Annotated in this window: 16 protein-coding genes; 6 read left to right on the top strand and 10 right to left on the bottom strand. The window is 63.0% G+C overall.

Going from position 1 to position 19,753, the window contains the following annotated elements:
* Positions 1-6 precede the first annotated feature (6 nt).
* The 7 genes from LB558_RS14875 to puuE all read right to left on the bottom strand — a co-directional run bounded on the left by LB558_RS14875 (position 7) and on the right by puuE (position 8,233).
* Positions 7-966 (bottom strand): ABC transporter permease, encoded by a 960-nt coding sequence (locus LB558_RS14875; RefSeq protein WP_023813639.1) that lies wholly within the window; start codon positions 964-966, stop codon positions 7-9.
* A 16-nt stretch (positions 967-982) separates the two neighbouring features.
* Positions 983-2,569, bottom strand: coding sequence for an ABC transporter substrate-binding protein (locus LB558_RS14870; RefSeq protein ID WP_224698226.1), 1,587 nt, complete (start codon positions 2,567-2,569; stop codon positions 983-985).
* A 154-nt stretch (positions 2,570-2,723) separates the two neighbouring features.
* On the bottom strand, positions 2,724-4,709 hold the full coding sequence (locus LB558_RS14865; RefSeq protein ID WP_224698225.1) for a CocE/NonD family hydrolase: 1,986 nt from the start codon (positions 4,707-4,709) through the stop codon (positions 2,724-2,726).
* An 82-nt stretch (positions 4,710-4,791) separates the two neighbouring features.
* The gene (locus tag LB558_RS14860) at positions 4,792-5,385 is read right to left on the bottom strand and encodes a nucleoside deaminase (RefSeq protein ID WP_224698224.1); all 594 of its coding nucleotides are present in this window, start codon (positions 5,383-5,385) and stop codon (positions 4,792-4,794) included.
* Positions 5,386-5,452: 67 nt separating this feature from the next.
* Positions 5,453-5,944, bottom strand: coding sequence for an ureidoglycolate lyase (locus LB558_RS14855; protein ID WP_224698223.1), 492 nt, complete (start codon positions 5,942-5,944; stop codon positions 5,453-5,455).
* Positions 5,941-6,804 (bottom strand): bifunctional allantoicase/(S)-ureidoglycine aminohydrolase, encoded by an 864-nt coding sequence (locus tag LB558_RS14850; RefSeq protein ID WP_224698222.1) that lies wholly within the window; start codon positions 6,802-6,804, stop codon positions 5,941-5,943. Before LB558_RS14850 ends, LB558_RS14855 begins: the two co-directional genes overlap by 4 nt.
* A 10-nt stretch (positions 6,805-6,814) precedes the next feature.
* Positions 6,815-8,233, bottom strand: coding sequence for an allantoinase PuuE (puuE, locus tag LB558_RS14845; protein ID WP_224698221.1), 1,419 nt, complete (start codon positions 8,231-8,233; stop codon positions 6,815-6,817).
* Between the two features lie 203 nt (positions 8,234-8,436).
* On the opposite strand from puuE, the gene uraH reads away from it, so the two are divergent.
* The 4 genes from uraH (at position 8,437) to xdhC (ending at position 13,693) form a co-directional block, all read left to right on the top strand.
* Complete coding sequence (gene uraH / locus LB558_RS14840) at positions 8,437-8,811, top strand: hydroxyisourate hydrolase (protein WP_224698220.1); 375 nt, start codon at positions 8,437-8,439, stop codon at positions 8,809-8,811.
* Between the two features lie 3 nt (positions 8,812-8,814).
* Positions 8,815-10,296, top strand: coding sequence for a xanthine dehydrogenase small subunit (gene xdhA, locus LB558_RS14835; RefSeq protein WP_224698219.1), 1,482 nt, complete (start codon positions 8,815-8,817; stop codon positions 10,294-10,296).
* On the top strand, positions 10,296-12,641 hold the full coding sequence (gene xdhB, locus LB558_RS14830; protein WP_224698385.1) for a xanthine dehydrogenase molybdopterin binding subunit: 2,346 nt from the start codon (positions 10,296-10,298) through the stop codon (positions 12,639-12,641). Before xdhA ends, xdhB begins: the two co-directional genes overlap by 1 nt.
* A gap of 62 nt (positions 12,642-12,703) precedes the next feature.
* Positions 12,704-13,693, top strand: coding sequence for a xanthine dehydrogenase accessory protein XdhC (xdhC, locus tag LB558_RS14825; RefSeq protein WP_224698217.1), 990 nt, complete (start codon positions 12,704-12,706; stop codon positions 13,691-13,693).
* A 12-nt stretch (positions 13,694-13,705) separates the two neighbouring features.
* On the opposite strand, the gene LB558_RS14820 is transcribed toward xdhC, so the two are convergent.
* From LB558_RS14820 to LB558_RS14810, 3 genes are all read right to left on the bottom strand, one after another.
* Positions 13,706-14,959, bottom strand: a complete 1,254-nt coding sequence (locus LB558_RS14820; RefSeq protein WP_224698216.1) for an LLM class flavin-dependent oxidoreductase — start codon at positions 14,957-14,959, stop codon at positions 13,706-13,708.
* The gene (locus LB558_RS14815) at positions 14,956-15,969 is read right to left on the bottom strand and encodes an LLM class flavin-dependent oxidoreductase (protein WP_224698215.1); all 1,014 of its coding nucleotides are present in this window, start codon (positions 15,967-15,969) and stop codon (positions 14,956-14,958) included. The genes LB558_RS14820 and LB558_RS14815 overlap by 4 nt, the downstream gene beginning before the upstream one ends.
* Positions 15,970-16,089: 120 nt before the next feature.
* The gene (locus LB558_RS14810; protein ID WP_027039874.1) at positions 16,090-17,010 is read right to left on the bottom strand and encodes a LysR family transcriptional regulator; all 921 of its coding nucleotides are present in this window, start codon (positions 17,008-17,010) and stop codon (positions 16,090-16,092) included.
* Positions 17,011-17,172: 162 nt separating this feature from the next.
* Between LB558_RS14810 and LB558_RS14805 the strand changes: the two genes are divergently transcribed.
* Entirely contained in the window at positions 17,173-18,390 is a 1,218-nt protein-coding gene (locus tag LB558_RS14805; RefSeq protein ID WP_224698214.1) for a urate hydroxylase PuuD, read from the top strand.
* A 1-nt stretch (position 18,391) separates the two neighbouring features.
* Positions 18,392-19,705, top strand: a complete 1,314-nt coding sequence (gene guaD, locus LB558_RS14800; protein WP_224698213.1) for a guanine deaminase — start codon at positions 18,392-18,394, stop codon at positions 19,703-19,705.
* Positions 19,706-19,753: the final 48 nt, after the last annotated feature.

Genomic DNA, 19,753 nt, shown 5'->3' with positions numbered 1-19,753 from the left:
CGCCCCCTATTTCGGATGTCTGAGACGCGGATTGGCGACGATCGCCGCTATGTCCGCAATGATGTTCAGGCTGATATAGACGGCGGCGAAGATCAGGCCGACCGCCTGCACCACCGGCACGTCTCGCTTGGTGACGTGGTCGACCAGATACTGTCCCATGCCCGGATAGACGAAGATCACCTCGACCACGACGACGCCGACGATGAGATAAGCGAGGTTGAGCATGACGACGTTGATGATCGGCGCGATGGCATTGGGGAAGGCGTGCTTGCGGATGACGTTGAAGGCCGACAGGCCCTTCAGTTCCGCCGTCTCGACATAGGCCGACTGCATGACATTGAGGATCGCCGCGCGTGTCATGCGCATCATGTGGGCGAGCACGACCAGCGTCAGCGCGGCCGCCGGCAGAGCGATTGCCTGCATGCGCTCGCCAAAAGGCATGCCGTCATAGACGGTCGAGATGCCCGGGAAGATTTGCCATTTCACGGCGAAGAAATAGACCAGCACATAGCCGATGAAGAACTCGGGAAACGAGGTCGAGGCCAGCGCTAGCCCGGAGATCAGCTTGTCGACCCAGCCATTGCGGTAGCGCACCGCGATCAGGCCGAGGATGATCGCCAGCGGCACGGCGACGATCGCCGCCCAGAAGGCGAGGAACAGCGTGTTCCACAGTCGTCCCTTGATCGACGTGGCGATATCCTGGCCGCTCGACATGGCCGTGCCGAGATCGCCGGTCAGCACGCCGCCCAGCCAATGAAAATACCTGAGATAGGCTGGCTGGTTGAGCCCGAGCTGCTCGCGCAGATTGGCAAGCGACTCCGGCGTCGCCGACTGTCCGAGAATGGCTTGCGCGACGTCGCCGGGCAAGATTTGGGTGCCGGCGAAGATCAGGACCGAAACGGCCAATAAGAGGAGAATGCCCAGCGCAACGCGCTGGGCCACCAGTTTCAAGATGGGTGAGGACATATCCGCAAGGCCAAGCTCAGGCTTCGAGCCAGCACTTCGCCAGCGCGTAGCCGTTCATCAGCTCCTGATGCGGATCGTCGACCCAGCCGCCGACCTTGGCGCCGGTAGCGTCGATGAACTGGTTGAACATCGGCAGGATCAGGCCGCCATCGTCTCGTACCAGGACAGCCATGTCATGGTACATCTGCTTGCGCTTGGTCTCGTCGAGCTCGGCGCGCGCGGCCAGCACCATTTTGTCGAAGTCCGGGCGCTTGAAACGCGTGTCGTTCCAGTCGGCGGTCGACAGATAAGCGGTGGAGTACATCTGGTCCTGGGTCGAGCGGCCGCCCCAGTAGGAAGCGCAGAAGGGCTGCTTGTTCCAGACCTCGTTCCAATAGCCGTCGCCGGGCTCACGCTTCAGCTCGATCTGGATGCCGGCCTTGGCCGCGCTCTGCTGGAACAACTGCGATGCATCGACAGCGCCCGGGAAAGCGACGTCCGAGGTCCGCAGCAGAACGGCGCCATCATGGCCCGACTTCTTGAAGTGGAACTTGGCCTTGTCGGGATCGTATTTGCGCTGCTCGATCTCGGTAAACAGCGGATAGGACGCGTTGATCGGGAAGTCGTTGCCGAGCGAGCCGTAGCCGCGCAGGATCTTGTCCAGCATTTCCTCGCGGTCTATGGCCAGCTTCAGTGCCATGCGCAGATCGGCGTTGTCAAACGGCGCCGTGTTGCAATGCATGATGAACACGTAGTGGCCGGGACCCGCGTGGTTGCGGATGGTGACGCCCGGCAGGCGCTTGATCAGGTCGACGATCTTCGGCTCGACGCGGTTGATCATGTTGACCTGGCCGCCCTGCAGGGCGGCCGTGCGCGCCGTCGCATCGTTGATGACGATGATCTCGATCTGGTCGGCATGGCCCATCTTGTCGCCCTGCCAGTAATTGGCGAAACGCTCGCCGCCATGGCGCACGCCGGCCTCATTGGTCGTGACCTTGTAAGGACCGGCCGAGATGCCTGCGTCGGCCTTGTCCTTGCCGCCATTCGGTTGGACGATCAGGTGATAGTCGCTGAGCAGATAGGGCAGATCGGCATTGGCTTCCTTCAGGGTCAGCACGACTTCCTTGCCGCTGGCCTTGATGGTCTCGATGCCCTTCATGTAGCCGAGCGCGCCGGATTTCGACTTCTCGTCGGAATGGCGTTCAAGTGTGGCGGCCACGTCCTCGGCGGTCACGGTCTTGCCGTTGTGGAATTCGACGCCGTCGCGGATCTTCAGCGTCCACACCTTGGCGTCGTCCGACGAGCCGATCTCCTCGGCGATGCGGTTCTCGAGCTTGCCTTCCGGCGAAAGCTCGACAATCAATTCGCCCCACATCTTGCCGAAGGCGAACGGCACCTGAGTCATGAACAGTGCCGGATCAAGGCTGTTGGTGGACTCGCCGCCGACAAGTCCGGCCTTTAGTGTGCCGCCCTTGACCGGACCTGCCGCGCGCGCCGCACTTGAAAGCAGCGCGTTGGCGAAGGGCGCGGTGACGCCGAGCGCCGCCGCCCGGCCGAGAAAATCACGACGGCTCAGTTTGCCCGACGCGACACGCCGGCTAAGAAATTCCAGTTCGTTTGACATTTTGAGTTCCTCACTCTGTTGGTTCGACTCTGCGGTCGTTTTTCTTGTTTCTTGTGAGGAGAATAATGACCGCAAGGGAAAGCGGTAAGCAAGACCGAATGCGACATGCCGTGGCGTAAATCGTACGTCGCAATTGGACCAATGAAATCGGCTCTCAAAGAAGTGCGCGCGGCACCTTCTCTTCGAAATTGCGCTCGAAGACGAGGGTTTCGTCCTCATAGGCCTCGATTCTGGCGCTGACGATGAAGTTTTGCCCGTCCGACCGCATTTCGGCGGATGTATCGGTGCGTACCGACCATCCGTTTCGCGACAAGGTCTGCGTCCAGTGCGTCTTCCCGGAGGCCGACAGCGGATCGTCGGGATGGATCGTCCAGGTCTCGCGAGCGATGCTGCCATTGGCGAGGCCATGGGCGAGATCGCGCACCTCGCCGAAGTCATCAACGATGGAAAGCGTCACTATTCCGGTCTTTTCATCACGATCGACATGACGTTCGGAACTGGTGGCGCGGATCGTCTCCGTTGCCCAGGGGGTGGCCCCTTCCGGCTCGGCGAACGTTACTTCGTCGCCTGTCGCCAGCGGCCGCAGCGGCAAACTGAGCGTCGCCGCAGACAAGGTGAGCTGTACCCGCTCCGGCGACGGCCAGATAGCAGGCCAATAGGCATTCGAAACGGCAACACGCAGCCGGTGGCCGGCCGGCACGCGATAGGCGCATTGATCGAGCACGACGCGCACCGGGACGGTTTCGCCCGGCACCAGCGCCTCGGGAAATTCGTGCGAATTGCGGTGCGTCAGATTGAGTACGCCATAGGAGATCAACTCCGAGGCGCCGTCGGGATGCACATCGCAAAGCCGGACCGCGATGTTGGCCTGCGGACGATCAGAGGACAGCTGCAGCTCGACCCCCGGCGCTCCGACGATGTCGATCGGCTCGCCGAGTTCCGGCTGGTCGAAACACACCGACAGGGCATCATCGGGGCGTTGGTCGCCGGGCAGTTCGGGGCCGAAGGTGAAGGGAAAATACTCGCCGCCGGCCAGGCCGCAGCTTTGCGGCGAGGCGATGATGGCAGGTTTTTCGCCTGCGCGGATCAGATCGACCGTTTGCGTCTTGATGGTTGGCGAGGGCCATTCCTGCTCCGCCACCCAACGGCCGGGACGCTCGGGGTGCCAGCGCGCCGGACGCACGCTGTCCATGACATAGGCGCGGTAGGCCGGGTCGGACTCGACACCGGTGTCGACACCCTTCAGCCAGCGGTCCCACCAGCGCAAAGCCTCCTGCAGGAAGCCGATGGCGGGTTTTGGTCCTGCGTAATGCGGGTATTTGTGGATCCATGGCCCGATAATGCCCTTGACCGGGGCTTCGATATTGCTGGCCAGATGCGAGACCGTGTTACGGTAGCCGTCATGCCAGCCGCCGATCGACAGCACTGCCGCTTTGACGGCGGAAAAATCCTCGCAGATCGAGCCGCGCTTCCAGTAGGCATCGCGGTGCTGGTGCTTCAGCCATAACGGCGCCAGGAAGTACTGGTTCTCCAGCCGGGTCAGCCACAGATCGCGCCATCTGTTGTCGCCGGCCAGCAGCGGGTCCGGCGGCCGCGACGAGTAGGACAGCATCGTCGAGGCCCAGCCGAAATTCTCGATCAGCAGGCAGCCGCCCTTGTAGTGGATGTCGTCGGCATAGCGGTCGACCGTCGAGCACAGGCTGATCACCGCCTTCAGCGCCGGCGGCTGCTTGGCCGCCACCTGCAGGCAATTGAAGCCGCCCCAGGAAATGCCCATCATGCCGACATTGCCGTTGCACCAGGGCTGGCTTGCGGCCCAGGCGATGACGTCGGAGGCGTCCTGCAATTCCTGCTCGGAATATTCGTCGTCCATCAGCCCTTCGGAATCGCCATTGCCGCGCATGTCGACGCGGATCGAGGCATAGCCGTGGCCGGCGAAATAGGGATGCGTCAGCTGATCGCGAAAGATGGTGCCGTCACGCTTGCGATAGGGAAGATGCTCGAGGATGACAGGCACCGGATCGTCGCCGGCGTCCTCCGGCATCCACACCCGCGCCGACAGCCGGCAGCCATCCGGCATGACGATGCCCATGTCCGGAAATTCGACGATTTTGCGGGGAAATTCGGTGACGGTTTTCATGGCATGCTCCAGCATCGCCAGATGATGGAGCCTGCCGTGCCGCGTCGTGGGCCAGCCAACGAATTCGGTTGGTCAATCCGCGTCAGTTTAGCGGAATGTCATTCTCGACCTTGTTCGCCTGATAGATGCCGGACAAGTCGTCGTAACGCGCCGAAATCGCGCCTATGCGTGTTTCCAGCCGTTGCCGCTCTGCCTCGGGCAACGCTCGCACCAGCCTGCGGATCGAAAAGCTCTTCCAATACGCGTTCTCGGCATTGTAGCCGCCGGGGTCGAGAGTGAAGACCTCTTTCAGGATTTTCAGGTCGTGCGGGATAGCAAAACTGTCGCGCGAATCCTCGTGGCTGAACAGATAGTAGAAATTGTCGAAGCCGGTCCAGGTGATCGCCGACAGGCACAGCGAGCATGGCTCATGCGTGGCGATGAAGATGGCGTCTTTCGTCTCAACACGCTCGGCCTTCGGCATTTCGTAGAAACGCTTCAGGCAGTGTACTTCGCCATGCCAGAGCGGGTTTTCGATCTCGTTGTTGGTCTCGGCCAGCACCAGCGAACGGTCCTCCTTGCGCAGGATCGCCGCGCCGAAAAGCTTGTTGCCATGGGCGACGCCTTCGGCCGTCTTCGGCACGATATCGTGCTCGATGACGTCGAGCAGCCGGTCGATCAGCGAAATGTCGGTCATAACAGCGTCTCCTGCTGCATGTCGCCCAAAAGTGCCCCCGGTTTTGGGGTAACGACATGCACAAAAGTTAAGGGAGATGGATCTCGTAGGCGTGCGAGAAATGGAATTCCTCGAGGTTGGAGCCGTCGCCGCCACGGTCGACGATCAGGAAATCCTGGGCCTCGCCGAGTGGCGTCAGCACGCCATGCCATAGATTGCGCCGGTAGTTGATGCCTTGGCCGGGCGCGGTGATGAAGGCATGCGGCTCGCCCGGTCCCTGATCGCCGTCATGGCAGACAACGACCAGGAAAGGGCGCGGCGACAGAGGAATGAAGGCCTGGCTGCCGAAGGGGTGGCGCTCGACCATGCTCAGCTTCAGCGGCAGTTCGTAGGGTGTGCCGCGCACCATCGAGATCAGCACACGGGCATTCGGTCCGGTTGCTTCGGCGGTGGCGAGATCGTGATAGCGCTCGGCCCTGCCGCCATTGATCGGGTAGTGGTTGTCGCCGCCCATGTCGATGACGTCGCCGAAGGGGGCAAAGCTCTCGCGGGTCAGCGGCCGCGCGACGATGCGGGTCATGGGGCGCGCTTTGCTATGCCGGCGCCGCCGAGCTTGGCGTGCCGGTTGACGTCCTTGTAGAGCAGATAGCGGAATTTTCCTGGGCCGCCGGCATAGCAGGCCTGCGGGCAGAAGGCGCGCAGCCACATATAGTCGCCGGCCTCGACCTCCACCCAGTCCTGGTTGAGGCGATAGACCGCCTTGCCTTCCAGCACATAGAGACCGTGTTCCATGACATGGGTCTCGGCGAAGGGAATGACCGCGCCGGGTTCCAGCGTGACAATGGTCATGTGCATGTCGTGGCGCAAATCGGCCGGATCGACGAACCGCGTCGTCGCCCAGCGACCTTCGGTGCCGAGCATCGGCGTCGGCGCGATCTCATGTTCGTTTGTGAAGAAGGCTTCCGGCACATCGAGACCGTCGACCGCCTCGTAAGCCTTGCGAATCCAGTGGAAGCGCACGTCGGCCTTGCTTTCGTTGCGAACTGTCCAGCCGCTGGCCGGCGGCAGGAAGGCAAAGCCGCCGGGCCGCAAGACATGCTCCTTGCCGGCCAGCAGAACCGTCAACTCGCCCTCGACCACGAACAGCGCGCCCTCGGCGCCGGCATCGGGTTCCGGCCGGTCGCTGCCGCCGCCGGGCGCGACCTCGACAATGTATTGCGAGAATGTTTCGGCAAAGCCGGACAACGGTCGCGACAAGATCCAGACGCGGGTCTTGTCCCAGAACGGCAACGCACTGGTCACGATGTCCTGCATCACACCCCGGGGAATGACGGCATAGGCCTCGGTGAAGACGGCGCGGCCGGTCAGAAGCTCGCTCTGGCCGGGGTGGCCGCCATGTGGTGCGTAATAGGTTCGCTCGGGCATCCTGATCGTATCCATGGGTTCAAACCTATTGCGGAAGCATGTCCTTGAGGCGGAGCAGCGCGATGCGCTCGACCTGTTTGCAGGCGGTCTCGAATTCGACGCCGCGGCTGTTGCCGATGCGCGCCTCGAATTCCGCCAGGATCTCCTCCTTCGTCTTGCCCTTCACCGCGATGATAAAGGGGAAACCGAAGGTGGTGACGTAGGCGGCATTGAGCTTGGAAAACAGTTCGCGCTCCTTATCGGTCAGCGCGTCGAGGCCGGCCGAGGCCTGTTCCCTGGTCGATTCCGCCGTCAGCCGTTTGGCCTTGGCCAGTTTGCCGGCAAGGTCGGGATGAGCGTTGAGCACCGAAAGCCGCTCGGCCTCGCTGGCGGAACGGAAGATACGGCAGAGCGCATTGTGCAAGCCGCCGGCCGTGTCATGCGCCGGCCCCAGTTCCAGCTCGTAGGCGCGTTCCGCGATCCAGGGCGAATGCTCGAAGACGCCACCGAAGGTGTGGACGAAGGTCTCGAACTCCATCTTGGATGGACGCAGTGCCGCCGGCTTGTAAGGATGATTCTCTTGCCAGTGCTTGGCGATGTCGATGCGCCGCGCCAGCCAGACCTTGTCGTGCGATTTCACATAGTCGACGAAGCGCTTCAGCGCCGCCACCCGGCCCGGTCGCCCGACGAGGCGGCAATGCAGGCCGATGTTCATCATGCGCGGCCGGCCGGCCTGGCCCTCGGCATAGAGCGTGTCGAAGCTGTCCTTCAGATAGGCAAAGAACTGGTCGCCTGAGTTGAAGCCTTGCGGCGTGGCGAAGCGCATGTCGTTGGCGTCGAGCGTATAGGGGATGATGAGCTGCGTGCCGCCCTCATGCTCGAACCAATAGGGCAGTTCGTCGTCATAGGTGTCCGACACATAATCGAAACCGCCTTCTTCTGCCACGATCCGCACCGTGTTGACCGAAGTGCGGCCCGTGTACCAGCCGGTGGGGCGTGTCCCCGTCACCTCGTAATGCAATTTGATCGCGGCTTCGAGGTCGCGGCGTTCGTCCTCGGCGCTGTGGTCGCGGTAGTCGATCCATCTCAGCCCGTGCGAAGCGATTTCCCAGCCGGCTTCCTGCATGGCCGTCACCTGATCGGGCGAACGGGCGAGCGCGGTGGCGACGCCATAGCAGGTGATCGGCACTTGCGACTCGCTGAACAGCCGGAGCAGACGCCAGAAGCCGGCCCGCGCCCCGTATTCGTAGATCGATTCCATGTTCCAGTGGCGCTGGCCCACCCAGGGTGCCGCGCCGACGATTTCCGACAGGAAGGCTTCAGAGGCCTTGTCGCCATGCAGCACGCAGTTTTCGCCGCCTTCCTCGTAATTGACGACGAACTGCACGGCGACATGCGCACCGCCAGGCCATTTCGGGTCCGGCGGATTGGCTCCGTAGCCGCGCATGTCTCTGCTGTAACGCATCGTCCCTCCCGCCGGGCATGGCCCGAAGTATGATCAGGATATCGAAAGGGCTGCCTAGGCATTCCCCCGAAAATTTTTGAAAGTGTTTTTGTCGCACTCCGCTCGACCGGGACTTATGCATCGCCTTTAATTGGCGCACAATTCACTGTTGATACTTGATCGTACCGGGCCAATTCGCTCGTACCGGAAATGGGAGGCGGCCAATGGCAGAAACGTCGAAAGCCGATGGCGGGCGTCTAACGACCCATGTCCTCGACACGGCGACCGGCAAGCCGGCAGCAGGACTGTCGATCACGCTTTATCACCTTCAGGGCAAGGCGCGGACACATCTGAAGACCGTTGTCACGAATGCCGACGGCCGTTGCGACAAGCCGCTGCTTGCCGGCGCGGAATTCCGCACCGGCGAATACGAACTGGTCTTCGCCGCGGGCGACTATTTGCGCCAGCAGGGGTTGAGCCTGCCGAAACCGGCCTTTCTCGATGTGATACCGCTCCGCTTCGGCATGGCCGAACCGGTGCACTATCATGTGCCACTGCTGGTCTCGCCTTACGGCTATTCGACCTACAGGGGGAGCTGAGACATGGCCAAAATTAGCATCCGCAACGAGATCTGCTTCATCCTCAATGGCAGGGATGTGGCGCTTTCGTCGGTGGCGCCCGATGCGACCCTGCTCGACTGGCTGCGGCTCGACCGGTCGCTGCGTGGCACCAAGGAAGGCTGCGCCGAAGGCGACTGCGGCGCCTGCACGGTGCTGGTCGGCAAGCTCTTCGCTGGCGGTCTGGTCTATGAAAGCGTCAATGCCTGCATCCGCTTCCTCGGCTCGCTCGACGGCACACACGTCGTGACGGTCGAGCATCTGCGTGGCGGGTCAGGCCAATTGCACCCGGTGCAGCAGGCGATGGTCGATTTCCACGGCTCGCAATGCGGCTTCTGCACGCCGGGCTTCGTCATGTCGCTCTATGGCCTATGGATGAAGTCGCCTGACCCTTCGAACGCGGATATCGAAAAGGCTTTGCAAGGCAATCTCTGCCGCTGCACCGGCTACGAGGCGATCATGCGCGCGGCCAAGGCCATCTCGAGCTACGGCAAGGCGGCAAAGGACCCGCTGGCCACGGAACGCAAGGCGATCATTGCGAGGCTCGAGGCCATGCATGACGGCGCCCGGGTCGAGATCGGAACCGGCAAGGCGCGGCTGGTTGTGCCGGCCGATGTCGACGATTTCGCCGCCGTGCTGGACAAGGAACCCGGTGCCACCATCGTTGCCGGCTCGACCGATGTCGGCCTATGGGTGACCAAGCATATGCGCGATATTTCGCCGGCCATTTTCATCGGCAATCTCGACGGCCTTTGCACCATCTCGGAAGACAAGGGCGTCATTTCGATCGGCGCCGGCGTCACCTACACTGACGCCTTCGCGACATTGGCGAAGCGCATCCCGGCGCTGGGGCCGTTGTTCGATCGCATCGGCGGCGAACAGGTACGCAACATGGGCACCATCGGCGGCAACATCGCCAACGGCTCGCCGATCGGCGACACGCCGCCGCCCTTGATCGCGCTTGGCGCAAGTCTCACCCTGCGCAAGGGCAAGAAGCGGCGGACGATCCCGCTGGAAACCTTCTTCATCGCCTACGGCAGACAGGATCGGCGGCCGGGCGAGTTCGTCGAGGCTGTGCACGTGCCCGTGCCGGCCAAGGGCACGAAATTCGCCGTCCACAAGATCACCAAGCGCCGAGACGAGGACATTACCGCGGCCCTTGGCGCCTTCTTCCTGACGCTGGCCGGGGATGGCGCGGTGGCGGAGGTGCGCATCGCCTATGGCGGCATGGCGGCGACGCCGAAACGGGCGTCTTCCGTCGAAAAAGCGTTGCTCGGCAAGCCGTGGACCGAACAGACGGTTGCAGCGGCGATGGCCGAATATGCCAGGGATTTCACTCCGCTCACCGACATGCGGGCTTCGGCCGAATATCGGGCGCTGGCGGCGAAGAACCTGCTGCTGCGCTTCTTTGCCGAGACCAGCGGCACCAGAGAGCCGCTTCAGGTTTCAAGGCACGAGGCGGCATGATGAACAAGCACGCTGCCCCCAACCTCAAAGCCGAAAAGATCGCCGGCGGCGTTGCCACCGATCAGCGCCATGACTCCGCCCACAAGCATGTCGGCGGCACGGCCGTCTATATCGACGACATGCCAGAACCGGCCGGCACGCTGCATGGCTGCCTCGGGCTTTCTGCCGCCACGCATGCCACGATCACCAGCATCGATCTCTCGGCGGTGCGTACAGCGCCAGGCGTTGTCGACGTGCTGACGGCCAATGACGTGCCCGGCGAGAACGACATTTCGCCAACCGGCCGCCACGACGAGCCGGTGCTTGCTGACGGCAAGGTGCAGTTCTACGGCCAGCCGATCTTCTGCGTCATCGCCGAGACGCGCGAGCAGGCGCGCCGCGCCACGCGGCTGGCCAAGGTCGAATACAAGGAATTGCCTTTCGTCACCGACATTGGTGCGCTCGATCCGAAGAGGGACAAGCTCGTCACGCCGCCTCTCACGCTGAAGCGCGGTGATGCCGCCACAGCGATCCGTCAGGCGCCGCGCCGGCTGAAGGGAAAAATGCGCATCGGCGGCCAGGAACACTTCTACCTCGAAGGCCATATCGCCATGGCCATTCCGGGCGAGGACCAGGACGTCACCATCTATTCCTCGACCCAGCATCCGAGCGAAGTCCAGCACATGGTCAGCCATGCACTCGGCGTGCCGAGCAATGCCATCACGGTGGAAATCCGCCGCATGGGCGGTGGCTTCGGCGGCAAGGAAACGCAAGGCAACCAGTTTGCCGCATTGGCCGCGATCGCCGCGAAGAAACACCATCGCGCCGTGAAAATCCGGCCGGACCGCGATGACGACATGATCGCCACCGGCAAGCGTCATGATTTCCTCGTCGACTATGAGGTCGGCTTCGATGACGAGGGCAATATCCTCGGCGTCGACTTCATGTTCGCGGCGCGCTGCGGTTTTTCGTCGGACCTTTCCGGCCCGGTGACCGATCGCGCGCTGTTCCACTGCGACAACACTTATTTCTGGCCGGCGGTGCACGCCCAGTCGGCGCCGCTCTACACCAACACCGTGTCGAACACCGCCTTTCGTGGTTTCGGCGGCCCGCAAGGCATGGTCGGAGCCGAACGCGTCATCGACGAGGTGGCCTTTGCCGTCGGCAAGGATCCGCTCGAAATCCGCAAGAAGAATTTCTACGGCACATCAGATCGCAATATCACGCCCTACCACCAGACGGTCGAGGACAACATCATCCAGCGCATCGTCGCCGAGCTGGAGCAAAGCGCCAGCTATGCGCGGCGGCGGCGCGAAATATCGGCCTTCAATGCCAACAGCCGCTTCATCAAGCGCGGCCTGGCGCTGACGCCGGTCAAGTTCGGCATCTCGTTCACCGCCTCGCATTACAATCAGGCCGGTGCGCTGGTGCATGTCTATACCGACGGTTCGGTGCATCTGAACCATGGCGGCACCGAGATGGGGCAGGGCCTCTACGTCAAAGTGGCGCAGGTGGTGGCGGAAGAGTTCCAGATCGACCTCGACCAGGTGAAGATCACCGCGACCACCACCGGCAAGGTACCGAACACCTCGGCCACGGCAGCGTCCTCCGGTTCCGACCTCAACGGCATGGCGGCGCAGAATGGCGCTCGGCAGATCAAGGATCGGCTGATCGATTTCGCCGCCGAAAAATACCAGGTGCCGCGCGATCAGGTGCTGTTCCTGCCCAACCGGGTGCGCATCGGCAACCAGGAAATCGCCTTCGCCGACCTCGTCAAGCAGGCCTATATGGCCCGCATCCAGCTGTCGGCGGCGGGTTTCTACAAGACCCCGAAAATCCACTGGAACCGCGACAAGGGCGAGGGCCGCCCCTTCTATTATTTCGCCTATGGCGCCTCGTGTTCGGAAGTCTCGATCGACACGCTGACCGGCGAATACATGGTCGAGCGCACCGATATTCTCCATGACTGCGGCCGATCTCTGAACCGCGCCATCGACATCGGCCAGATCGAGGGCGGCTTCATCCAGGGTATGGGCTGGCTGACGACGGAAGAACTGTGGTGGGATGCCAAGGGCCGGCTGCGCACGCATGCGCCGTCGACCTACAAGATCCCGCTCGCCTCCGACCGCCCAAAAATCTTCAACGTCACCTTGGCCGACTGGCCGGAAGCCGGCGAGCCGACCATCCACCGCTCCAAGGCGGTCGGCGAGCCGCCATTCCCGCTCGGCATGTCGGTGCTGCACGCGCTGTCGGATGCGGTGGCGAGCGTGGCTGATCACAAGATCTGTCCGCGCCTCGATGCTCCGGCGACCCCGGAGCGGGTTCTGATGGCGATCGAGTGGCTGAAGAAAGAGGCCAAAGCCTGAATCTTGCAAGGGGTGCAATTCAGGCCGAAAAACGCTATGTTTCCCGTACGGGAATGCAAGATATGAACTCAAATGTGCAAAGCCTGAAAGCCTTTCTCGCCAGCGCCGGCCGGGTTGCCCTGGTCGAAGTGGCTGGCACCAAAGGCTCGACGCCACGCGAGAAGGGCGCCTTCATGCTCGTCTCGCAGGCGGCGATCTTTGGCACGATTGGCGGCGGTCAGCTCGAATACATGGCGATCGACAAGGCCAGGCAGATGCTTTTCTCCCCCCTTGAGGGGGAGATGGCCGCGAAGCGGCCAGAGGGGGTCCTATCAGAAGGCACCGCCAGGGCGTTGAGCCCGGTCGATCCGACCCCACCCGGCGGCTTCGCCGCCACCCTCCCCTCAAGGGGGAGGGATAGCCGCGCAACCCTCGACGTCCCGCTCGGGCCGGAAATCGGCCAATGCTGCGGCGGGCGCGTCGAAGTGCTGATCCGGCTCGTGGATGCCACGCTCGCCGCTGAGCTGGTTGCGGCTGCGGAAGCCGAGGAGGCGCACCTGCCGCATGTCTACATCTTCGGCGGCGGCCATGTCGGCCAGGCGCTGGCGTCGACGATCGCACTTCTTCCCGTGCACGGCATCGTCATCGAGACGCGCGCCGAAGCACTGGAAGGCATGCCGGAAACCGTGGAGACGCGGCTGACGCCGATGCCCGAGGCCGAAGTGCGAAATGCCCCTGCCGGCACCGCCTTCGCCATCCTCACCCACGACCATGCGCTGGATTTCCTGATCGTCGCCGAGGCGCTGAAACGCGGCGACACCGCCTATGTCGGCATGATTGGTTCGAAGACCAAGAAAGCGACGTTCAGGAGCTGGTTCCTGAAATCGGCGGACGGCCGCCAAGCAGAGTTTGCCCGCCTCGTCTCGCCAATTGGCGGCGACACCGTCAAGGACAAGCGCCCGCAAGTCATTGCGGCGCTGGCCGCGGCGGAGATCATGACAGCGCTGGTCGCCCACGCCGCCGCGTCAAATGCCGATCATCATGCCCTGCATGACAAGGTGCTGGCAGGCTAAGCTGCGCCGCAGCTAAACCGGCTGTTTCAGACCCAGATGGTCGCGCAGTGTGCGACCCTCGTATTCCGTGCGAAACAGGCCACGCCGCTGCAGTTCCGGCACGACGAGCGTCGCAAAAGCATGGAGTTCGCCGGGGAAATAAGAGGGCATGACGTTAAAGCCGTCGGCCGCACCGCCCTCGAACCGCGCCTGCAACTCGTCGGCCACCTGGGCCGCTGTGCCGACGATGCGCCAATGGCCGCGCGCGCCGGCGAAATGCCGAGCAAGCTGGCGAATCGAGAGGCCGTCGCGGCGCGATTGCTCGACCACCAGCGCCTGCCGGCTCTTCATCCCCTCGCTCTCCGGCAGTTCAGGCAGCGGGCCGTCGATCGGATGGCGCCACAGATCGGAGATGCTGAGATAGCTGGACAGCAGCGCCACGCCGACATCGTCGGGGATCAGCTCCTGCAACTCCTCGTATTTCTCGCGGGCCTCAGCCTCGGTTTCCGCCACCACCGGGGCGACGCCCGGCATGATCTTGATGTCGTCGGGCTCACGCCCGTAGGCCCCCAGACGTCCCTTGAGATCGTCGTAGAAGGCCTTGGCCTCCTCGAAAGTCTGCGCCGCCGTGAACACCACATCGGCGGTGCGAGCGGCGAGGTCGCGGCCGACATCCGAGGCGCCGGCCTGAACCATGACCGGGGCGCCTTGCGGCGAGCGTGGCAGGTCGAGCGGGTCGCGAACCGAAAAGCTCTGGCCGTCGTGGCCGGAAGCCTGCTTGTCCTGCCAAAGCCCCGTGACGGCCTCGGCGAATTCGCGCGCCCGCTCATAGCGGTCGGCATGGGGCTTGAGGCCCGTCGAGCCGAAATTGGCAGCCTCGATGGGGCTGGCCGAGGTGACCAGATTCCAGCCGGCCCTGCCGCCACTCAGATGGTCGAGCGACAGGAAGGTTCGTGCCAGCCCATAGGGCTCGTTGTAGCTAGTCGACGCCGTGGAGACGAGGCCGATGCGGCTGGTCTGGACGGCAAGCGCCGAAAGCAGGCTGATCGGCTCGAAACCGATCGAGCGCGACGTCTGGCTGGCAATGCCGATATTGGCTTCGCGCAGGCCGGCAGCGTCCTCGCAGAAGATCATATCGAACTTCGCCGCCTCCGCCGTGAGCGCCAGCTGGATGTAATGGTCGATGTCTATGCCGGCGGTCACGTGCGCCTTGGGATGGCGCCAGGCGGCGATGTGGTGGCCTGTCGCCCATAGAAAGGCGCCGAGCTTCATCTGGCGAGCGGTCATTGGTCACCTCCGCCGGCAAGCCCTAGGTGCGAGCGCAACGTTTTTCCGCGATAGCTTTCTCGAACCAAGCCACGCCGCCGCAGTTCCGGCAGAATCAAGCCGACGAAATCGTCTAGCGCTGAAAACTGTGCCGGCATATGGATGGTGAACCCGTCGCAGCTTTTCGCCCGGAAGCCTTTTTCCATGCTGTCGGCGACGGCAGCAGCCGGCTTGTTATCGGCGATAGGCGCGACGTTCGTCAGCACTTTCACAGCATCCGGATCGCGTCCGCACGCCGTGACACGACGCCTGATATCGTCATAGCGTGCTGTCGCGCCCTCCACCGGTTCGCCGTCCAGCACGATGACATCGGCGGTGCGGGCGGCAATATCCAGGTCGGCTTCGCTCAGGCCCGACAAGACGAGCACTGGCGTATCCTGCGGCGACCGGGCGACGTTCAGCGGTCCGCGCACCGAAAAGAACGCGCCCTTGTGCTCGAGCAGATGCATTTTTTCGGGATCGTGGAAGCGGCCGCCGCTCTGATCGAACAGCAGCGCGTCCGCATCCCAACCCTGCCACAGACCTTGCACGATGCCGATATATTCCTCGCTGCGACGGCGGAAATCCTCAGGCGAAAATCCTTCGGGCCGGCTGAAATTGGCTGCTTCCCGTGGCGCCTGCGCCATGGTCGCGTGCCAGCCGGCGCGGCCATCGCTGATGATGTCGAGCGAAGCGAAACGGCGCGCCAGATTGTAAGGTTGGTGGGCAATTGTCGAGGCAGCGGCAACCAGGCCGATCCTGCTTGTGACGGTTGCCAATGCGGCCAGCAAAGTGGTCGCTTCGAAGGGCATCGGGCTGTTCGCGGCACCGCCGCCGGAAGCTGGCGCTGAATCGGCAAGCAGCACCATGTCCAGCCCGGCTGCTTCGGCCTTTTGCACTGAACCGGCCAGGCGGCTGAATTCCGGTCCCGGTGATGGATCGGCGATCCCCGGAAACAGCGAAACGGCAAGATGCATTGTGGCGCCGTCCATCGATGGTCCCTGCGAGACGAAATACCACTGGAACTATGTTCGTCACATCCAGGGATGGCAACCGTTGGCGCTGTGCCAAACGCCGGTCACTTGCCGGCCAGCCTTTATTGGGGGTCAGCCCTATTTGCCAGCAAGCAGATCGTTGATCAGCCGCTGGCAGCGTTCGGCCATGAAGTCGAGCAGCAGCCGTACTTTTGGATCCTGCAGCTTCTTGTGCGGATAGACGGCGGCGAACTGCACCGGTGTCGGCGGCGTGCTGCTCAGGATCACCTTCAGCCGCCGGTCGCGGATGAACGGCTCGACCTCGAAGCGCGGCTTGTTGATGATGCCGCGGCCTGAAAGCGCCCAGCCGGTCAGCACGTCGCCATCGTCGGTGTCGTAAGGCCCGTGCACCTCGAATTTCTGCGGGCCTGTGGGGGTCTGCAGCGTCCACACATATTCGCGCGCGCCGGAATAACGCAGCATCAGGCAGTCGTGTTTCTTGCCAATCAGCTCCTGCGGCTCAATCGGTTCGCCGCGTGCCTCCAGATATTTCGGCGCCGCCACCAGCACGCGCTCGCATTCCATGATGCCGCGCATCCTGAGGCTGGAATCCTCGATGATGCCGAGCCGGAAGGCGACATCGATGCCTTCTTTCATGATGTCGACATTGTGGTCCGAGAGCCTCAGCCGCACCTCGATGTCAGGATATTTGTCGTGGAAATCCGGAATGCCCGAAGCCACCAGCCGTCGCCCGAGGCCCAAGGGGGCGGTGACGCGGATGGTGCCGCGCGGCTGGCCGGAAAGCGCCGAGACCGCGGCTTCCGCCTCGGTGATCGCCTCCAGCACCTGCTTGGCGCCGCCGTAAAAAACCGTGCCATGCTCGGTCGGCATCAGCTGCCGTGTGGTGCGGTTGAACAGCCGCACGCCAAGGTGCTTCTCCAGTTCCTTGATGCGATTGGAAGCGACAGCCGGCGAAATGCGCATGTCGCGCCCGGCCGCCGACAGATTGCCGAGTTCGACGACGCGAACGAAGACGGCAATGTTGTCGAGATAGGCCATGCGGTTCTGTGGCTTTCCTGAGGCCGCCTTCGGGCGGCTCCTATCCTGCTGCGTGTGACTACCCTAGTATTTTCCATTTTTTTTTGAAAGTCATCGTGCACCTCGCCTCTTTCCGTTTGCGCGCCACGCCGTAAAGTCACCCAATCGGCAGGGACGACTTCAATGATGGATTTCGCGATTTTCTGGGACTGGCTGAGCTTCGCGGTGCGCTGGCTGCACGTCGTCACCGGCATCGCCTGGATCGGCTCGTCGTTCTATTTCGTCGCACTCGATCTCGGCCTGCGCCAGCGCCCGGGCATGCCGGTCGGCGCCTTCGGCGAGGAATGGCAGGTGCATGGCGGCGGTTTCTACCACATCCAGAAATATCTGGTGGCGCCGGCCGAGATGCCCGAACACCTGACCTGGTTCAAATGGGAATCCTACGCCACCTGGCTGTCCGGTTTCGCCATGCTGTGCGTCGTCTATTATGCCGGAGCCGATCTGTTCCTGATCGATCCCAATGTGCTGCCGATGTCGGTGCCTACAGGCATCCTGCTGTCGTTGGCGACGATAGGCGTCGGCTGGGTGGTCTATGATCTGCTGTGCCGCTCGCCGCTGGGCAAGAGCGACACCGGGCTGATGCTGGTGCTCTACTGCGTGCTGGTGTTCATCGCCTGGGGGCTGACCCATCTGTTCACCGGGCGTGCCGCCTTCCTGCATCTGGGCGCCATCACCGCCACGATCATGTCGGCCAACGTCTTCATGGTCATCATCCCAAACCAGAAGATCGTCGTCGCCGACCTCATCGCTGGCCGCAAGCCTGATCCGAAATACGGCAAGATCGCCAAGCAGCGTTCGCTCCACAACAATTATCTGACGCTGCCGGTGCTGTTCCTGATGCTGTCGAACCACTATCCCCTGGCGTTCGGCACTGAGTTCAACTGGGTCATCGCCTCGCTGGTGTTCATCATCGGCGTGCTGATCCGGCATTATTTCAACTCCATCCATGCCCGCAAGGGCAACCCGACCTGGACGTGGATGGCGGCGCTTGTCCTGTTCATCATCATCATCTGGCTGTCGACCGCGCCGAAAGTGCTGACCGGCGAGCCCAAGGAGTCGGCCGCGGCGCAGGTCTATGTCGCCTCGGCACATTTCCCGGCGGTGCGCGACACCGTACTCGGCCGCTGCTCGATGTGCCATGCGGCGGAGCCGGTCTATGAGGGCATCTATCATGCGCCCAAGGGCGTGATGCTCGACACCGATGCCGATATCGCCAAGCACGCCCGCGAAATCTATCTGCAGGCCGGCCGCAGCCACGCCATGCCGCCGGCCAACGTCTCCCAGATTACCGACAAGGAGCGGGCGCTGCTGGTGGCCTGGTTCGAAGGCGCAGGGGAATAGCATGACCTCGATACTCCTGCGCGGCCGCACGCTGTCCTTCGTGCGCTGGCCGCAAACCATCGATGACCACTCCGCCTGGCGCTACGAGGAGGATGGCGGCCTGCTGATCCGCGACGGCCGGATCGTCGCTGCGGGCCTCTATGCCGAGGTTGAAAAGCAGGCCGGCGAAGCGGCGAAGAGAATCGACCATCGGCCGCATCTGCTGCTGCCCGGTTTCATCGATGCGCATGTGCATTTTCCGCAGATGCAGATCATCGCCTCCTATGGCGCTGAACTGCTCGACTGGCTCAACACCTACACTTTTCCGGAAGAAACGAAGTTCGCCAACGCCCAGCACGGCCGCCGCATCGCGCGGCTGTTCCTCGACGAAATGGTGCGCCATGGCACCACGACGGTTGCCGCCTACTGCTCGGTGCACAAGGCTTCGGCAGAGGCGTTTTTCGCCGAGTCGCATGACCGCAACATGCTCAACATCGCCGGCAAGGTGATGATGGATCGCAATGCGCCCGACGGCGTGCTCGACACACCGCAATCCGGTTATGACGACACAAAGGCGCTGATCAAGGAATGGCACGGCAAGGGACGGCAGCTTTATGCAGTCACGCCGCGCTTCGCCATCACCTCGTCGCCGGAGCAGATGGAGCTGGCCGGGACGCTGTGCCGCGAACATCCCGACCTGCACATGCAGACGCATCTGTCGGAAAACCACGCCGAGATCGCCTTCACGCAGCAACTCTATCCGTGGTCGCGCGACTATACCGACGTTTACGAGCGCTACGGGCTGTTGGGGGAAAAGAGCCTGTTCGGGCACTGCATCCATTTGTCGGAGCGCGAAGCGGATGCGCTTTCCGACAGTGGCTCGGTGGCGGTGTTCTGCCCGACCTCGAACCTGTTCCTCGGTTCCGGCCTGTTCGACTATCAGCGCTTTCGTCGCCGCGAAAAGCCGCTCCGCATCGCCGCCGCCACCGATGTCGGCGGCGGCACCAACTACTCCATGCTGCGCACCATGGACGAGGGCTACAAGGTGATCGCGCTGAACGGCGAGAAGCTCAACCCGTTCCAGTCCTTCTGGCAGATGACGCGTGGCAATGCCGAGGCGCTGTCGGTGGCGGAAAAGATCGGCACGCTGGATGAAGGCAGCGATGCCGACATCGTCGTGCTGGACGCCAGGGCAACGCCGGCGATGCGGCTCAGGATGGAAACGGTCGAGACGCTGGCGCAGGAACTGTTTCTCCTGCAAACGCTGGGTGACGACCGCACTGTCCGCGAGGTTTATGTGGCGGGGCGGCCAGCCAAGGCTGACATGGCAGTTTAGACGCTCGGACGTGTTCCTTGCTTGACCCGGCGGCAGCCATCGGTCAAA

Source organism: Mesorhizobium sp. CO1-1-8 (assembly GCF_020164875.1).
In the GTDB taxonomy this organism is placed as follows: Bacteria; Pseudomonadota; Alphaproteobacteria; order Rhizobiales; family Rhizobiaceae; genus Mesorhizobium.
This window is presented reverse-complemented; position numbering and strand designations above follow the sequence as displayed.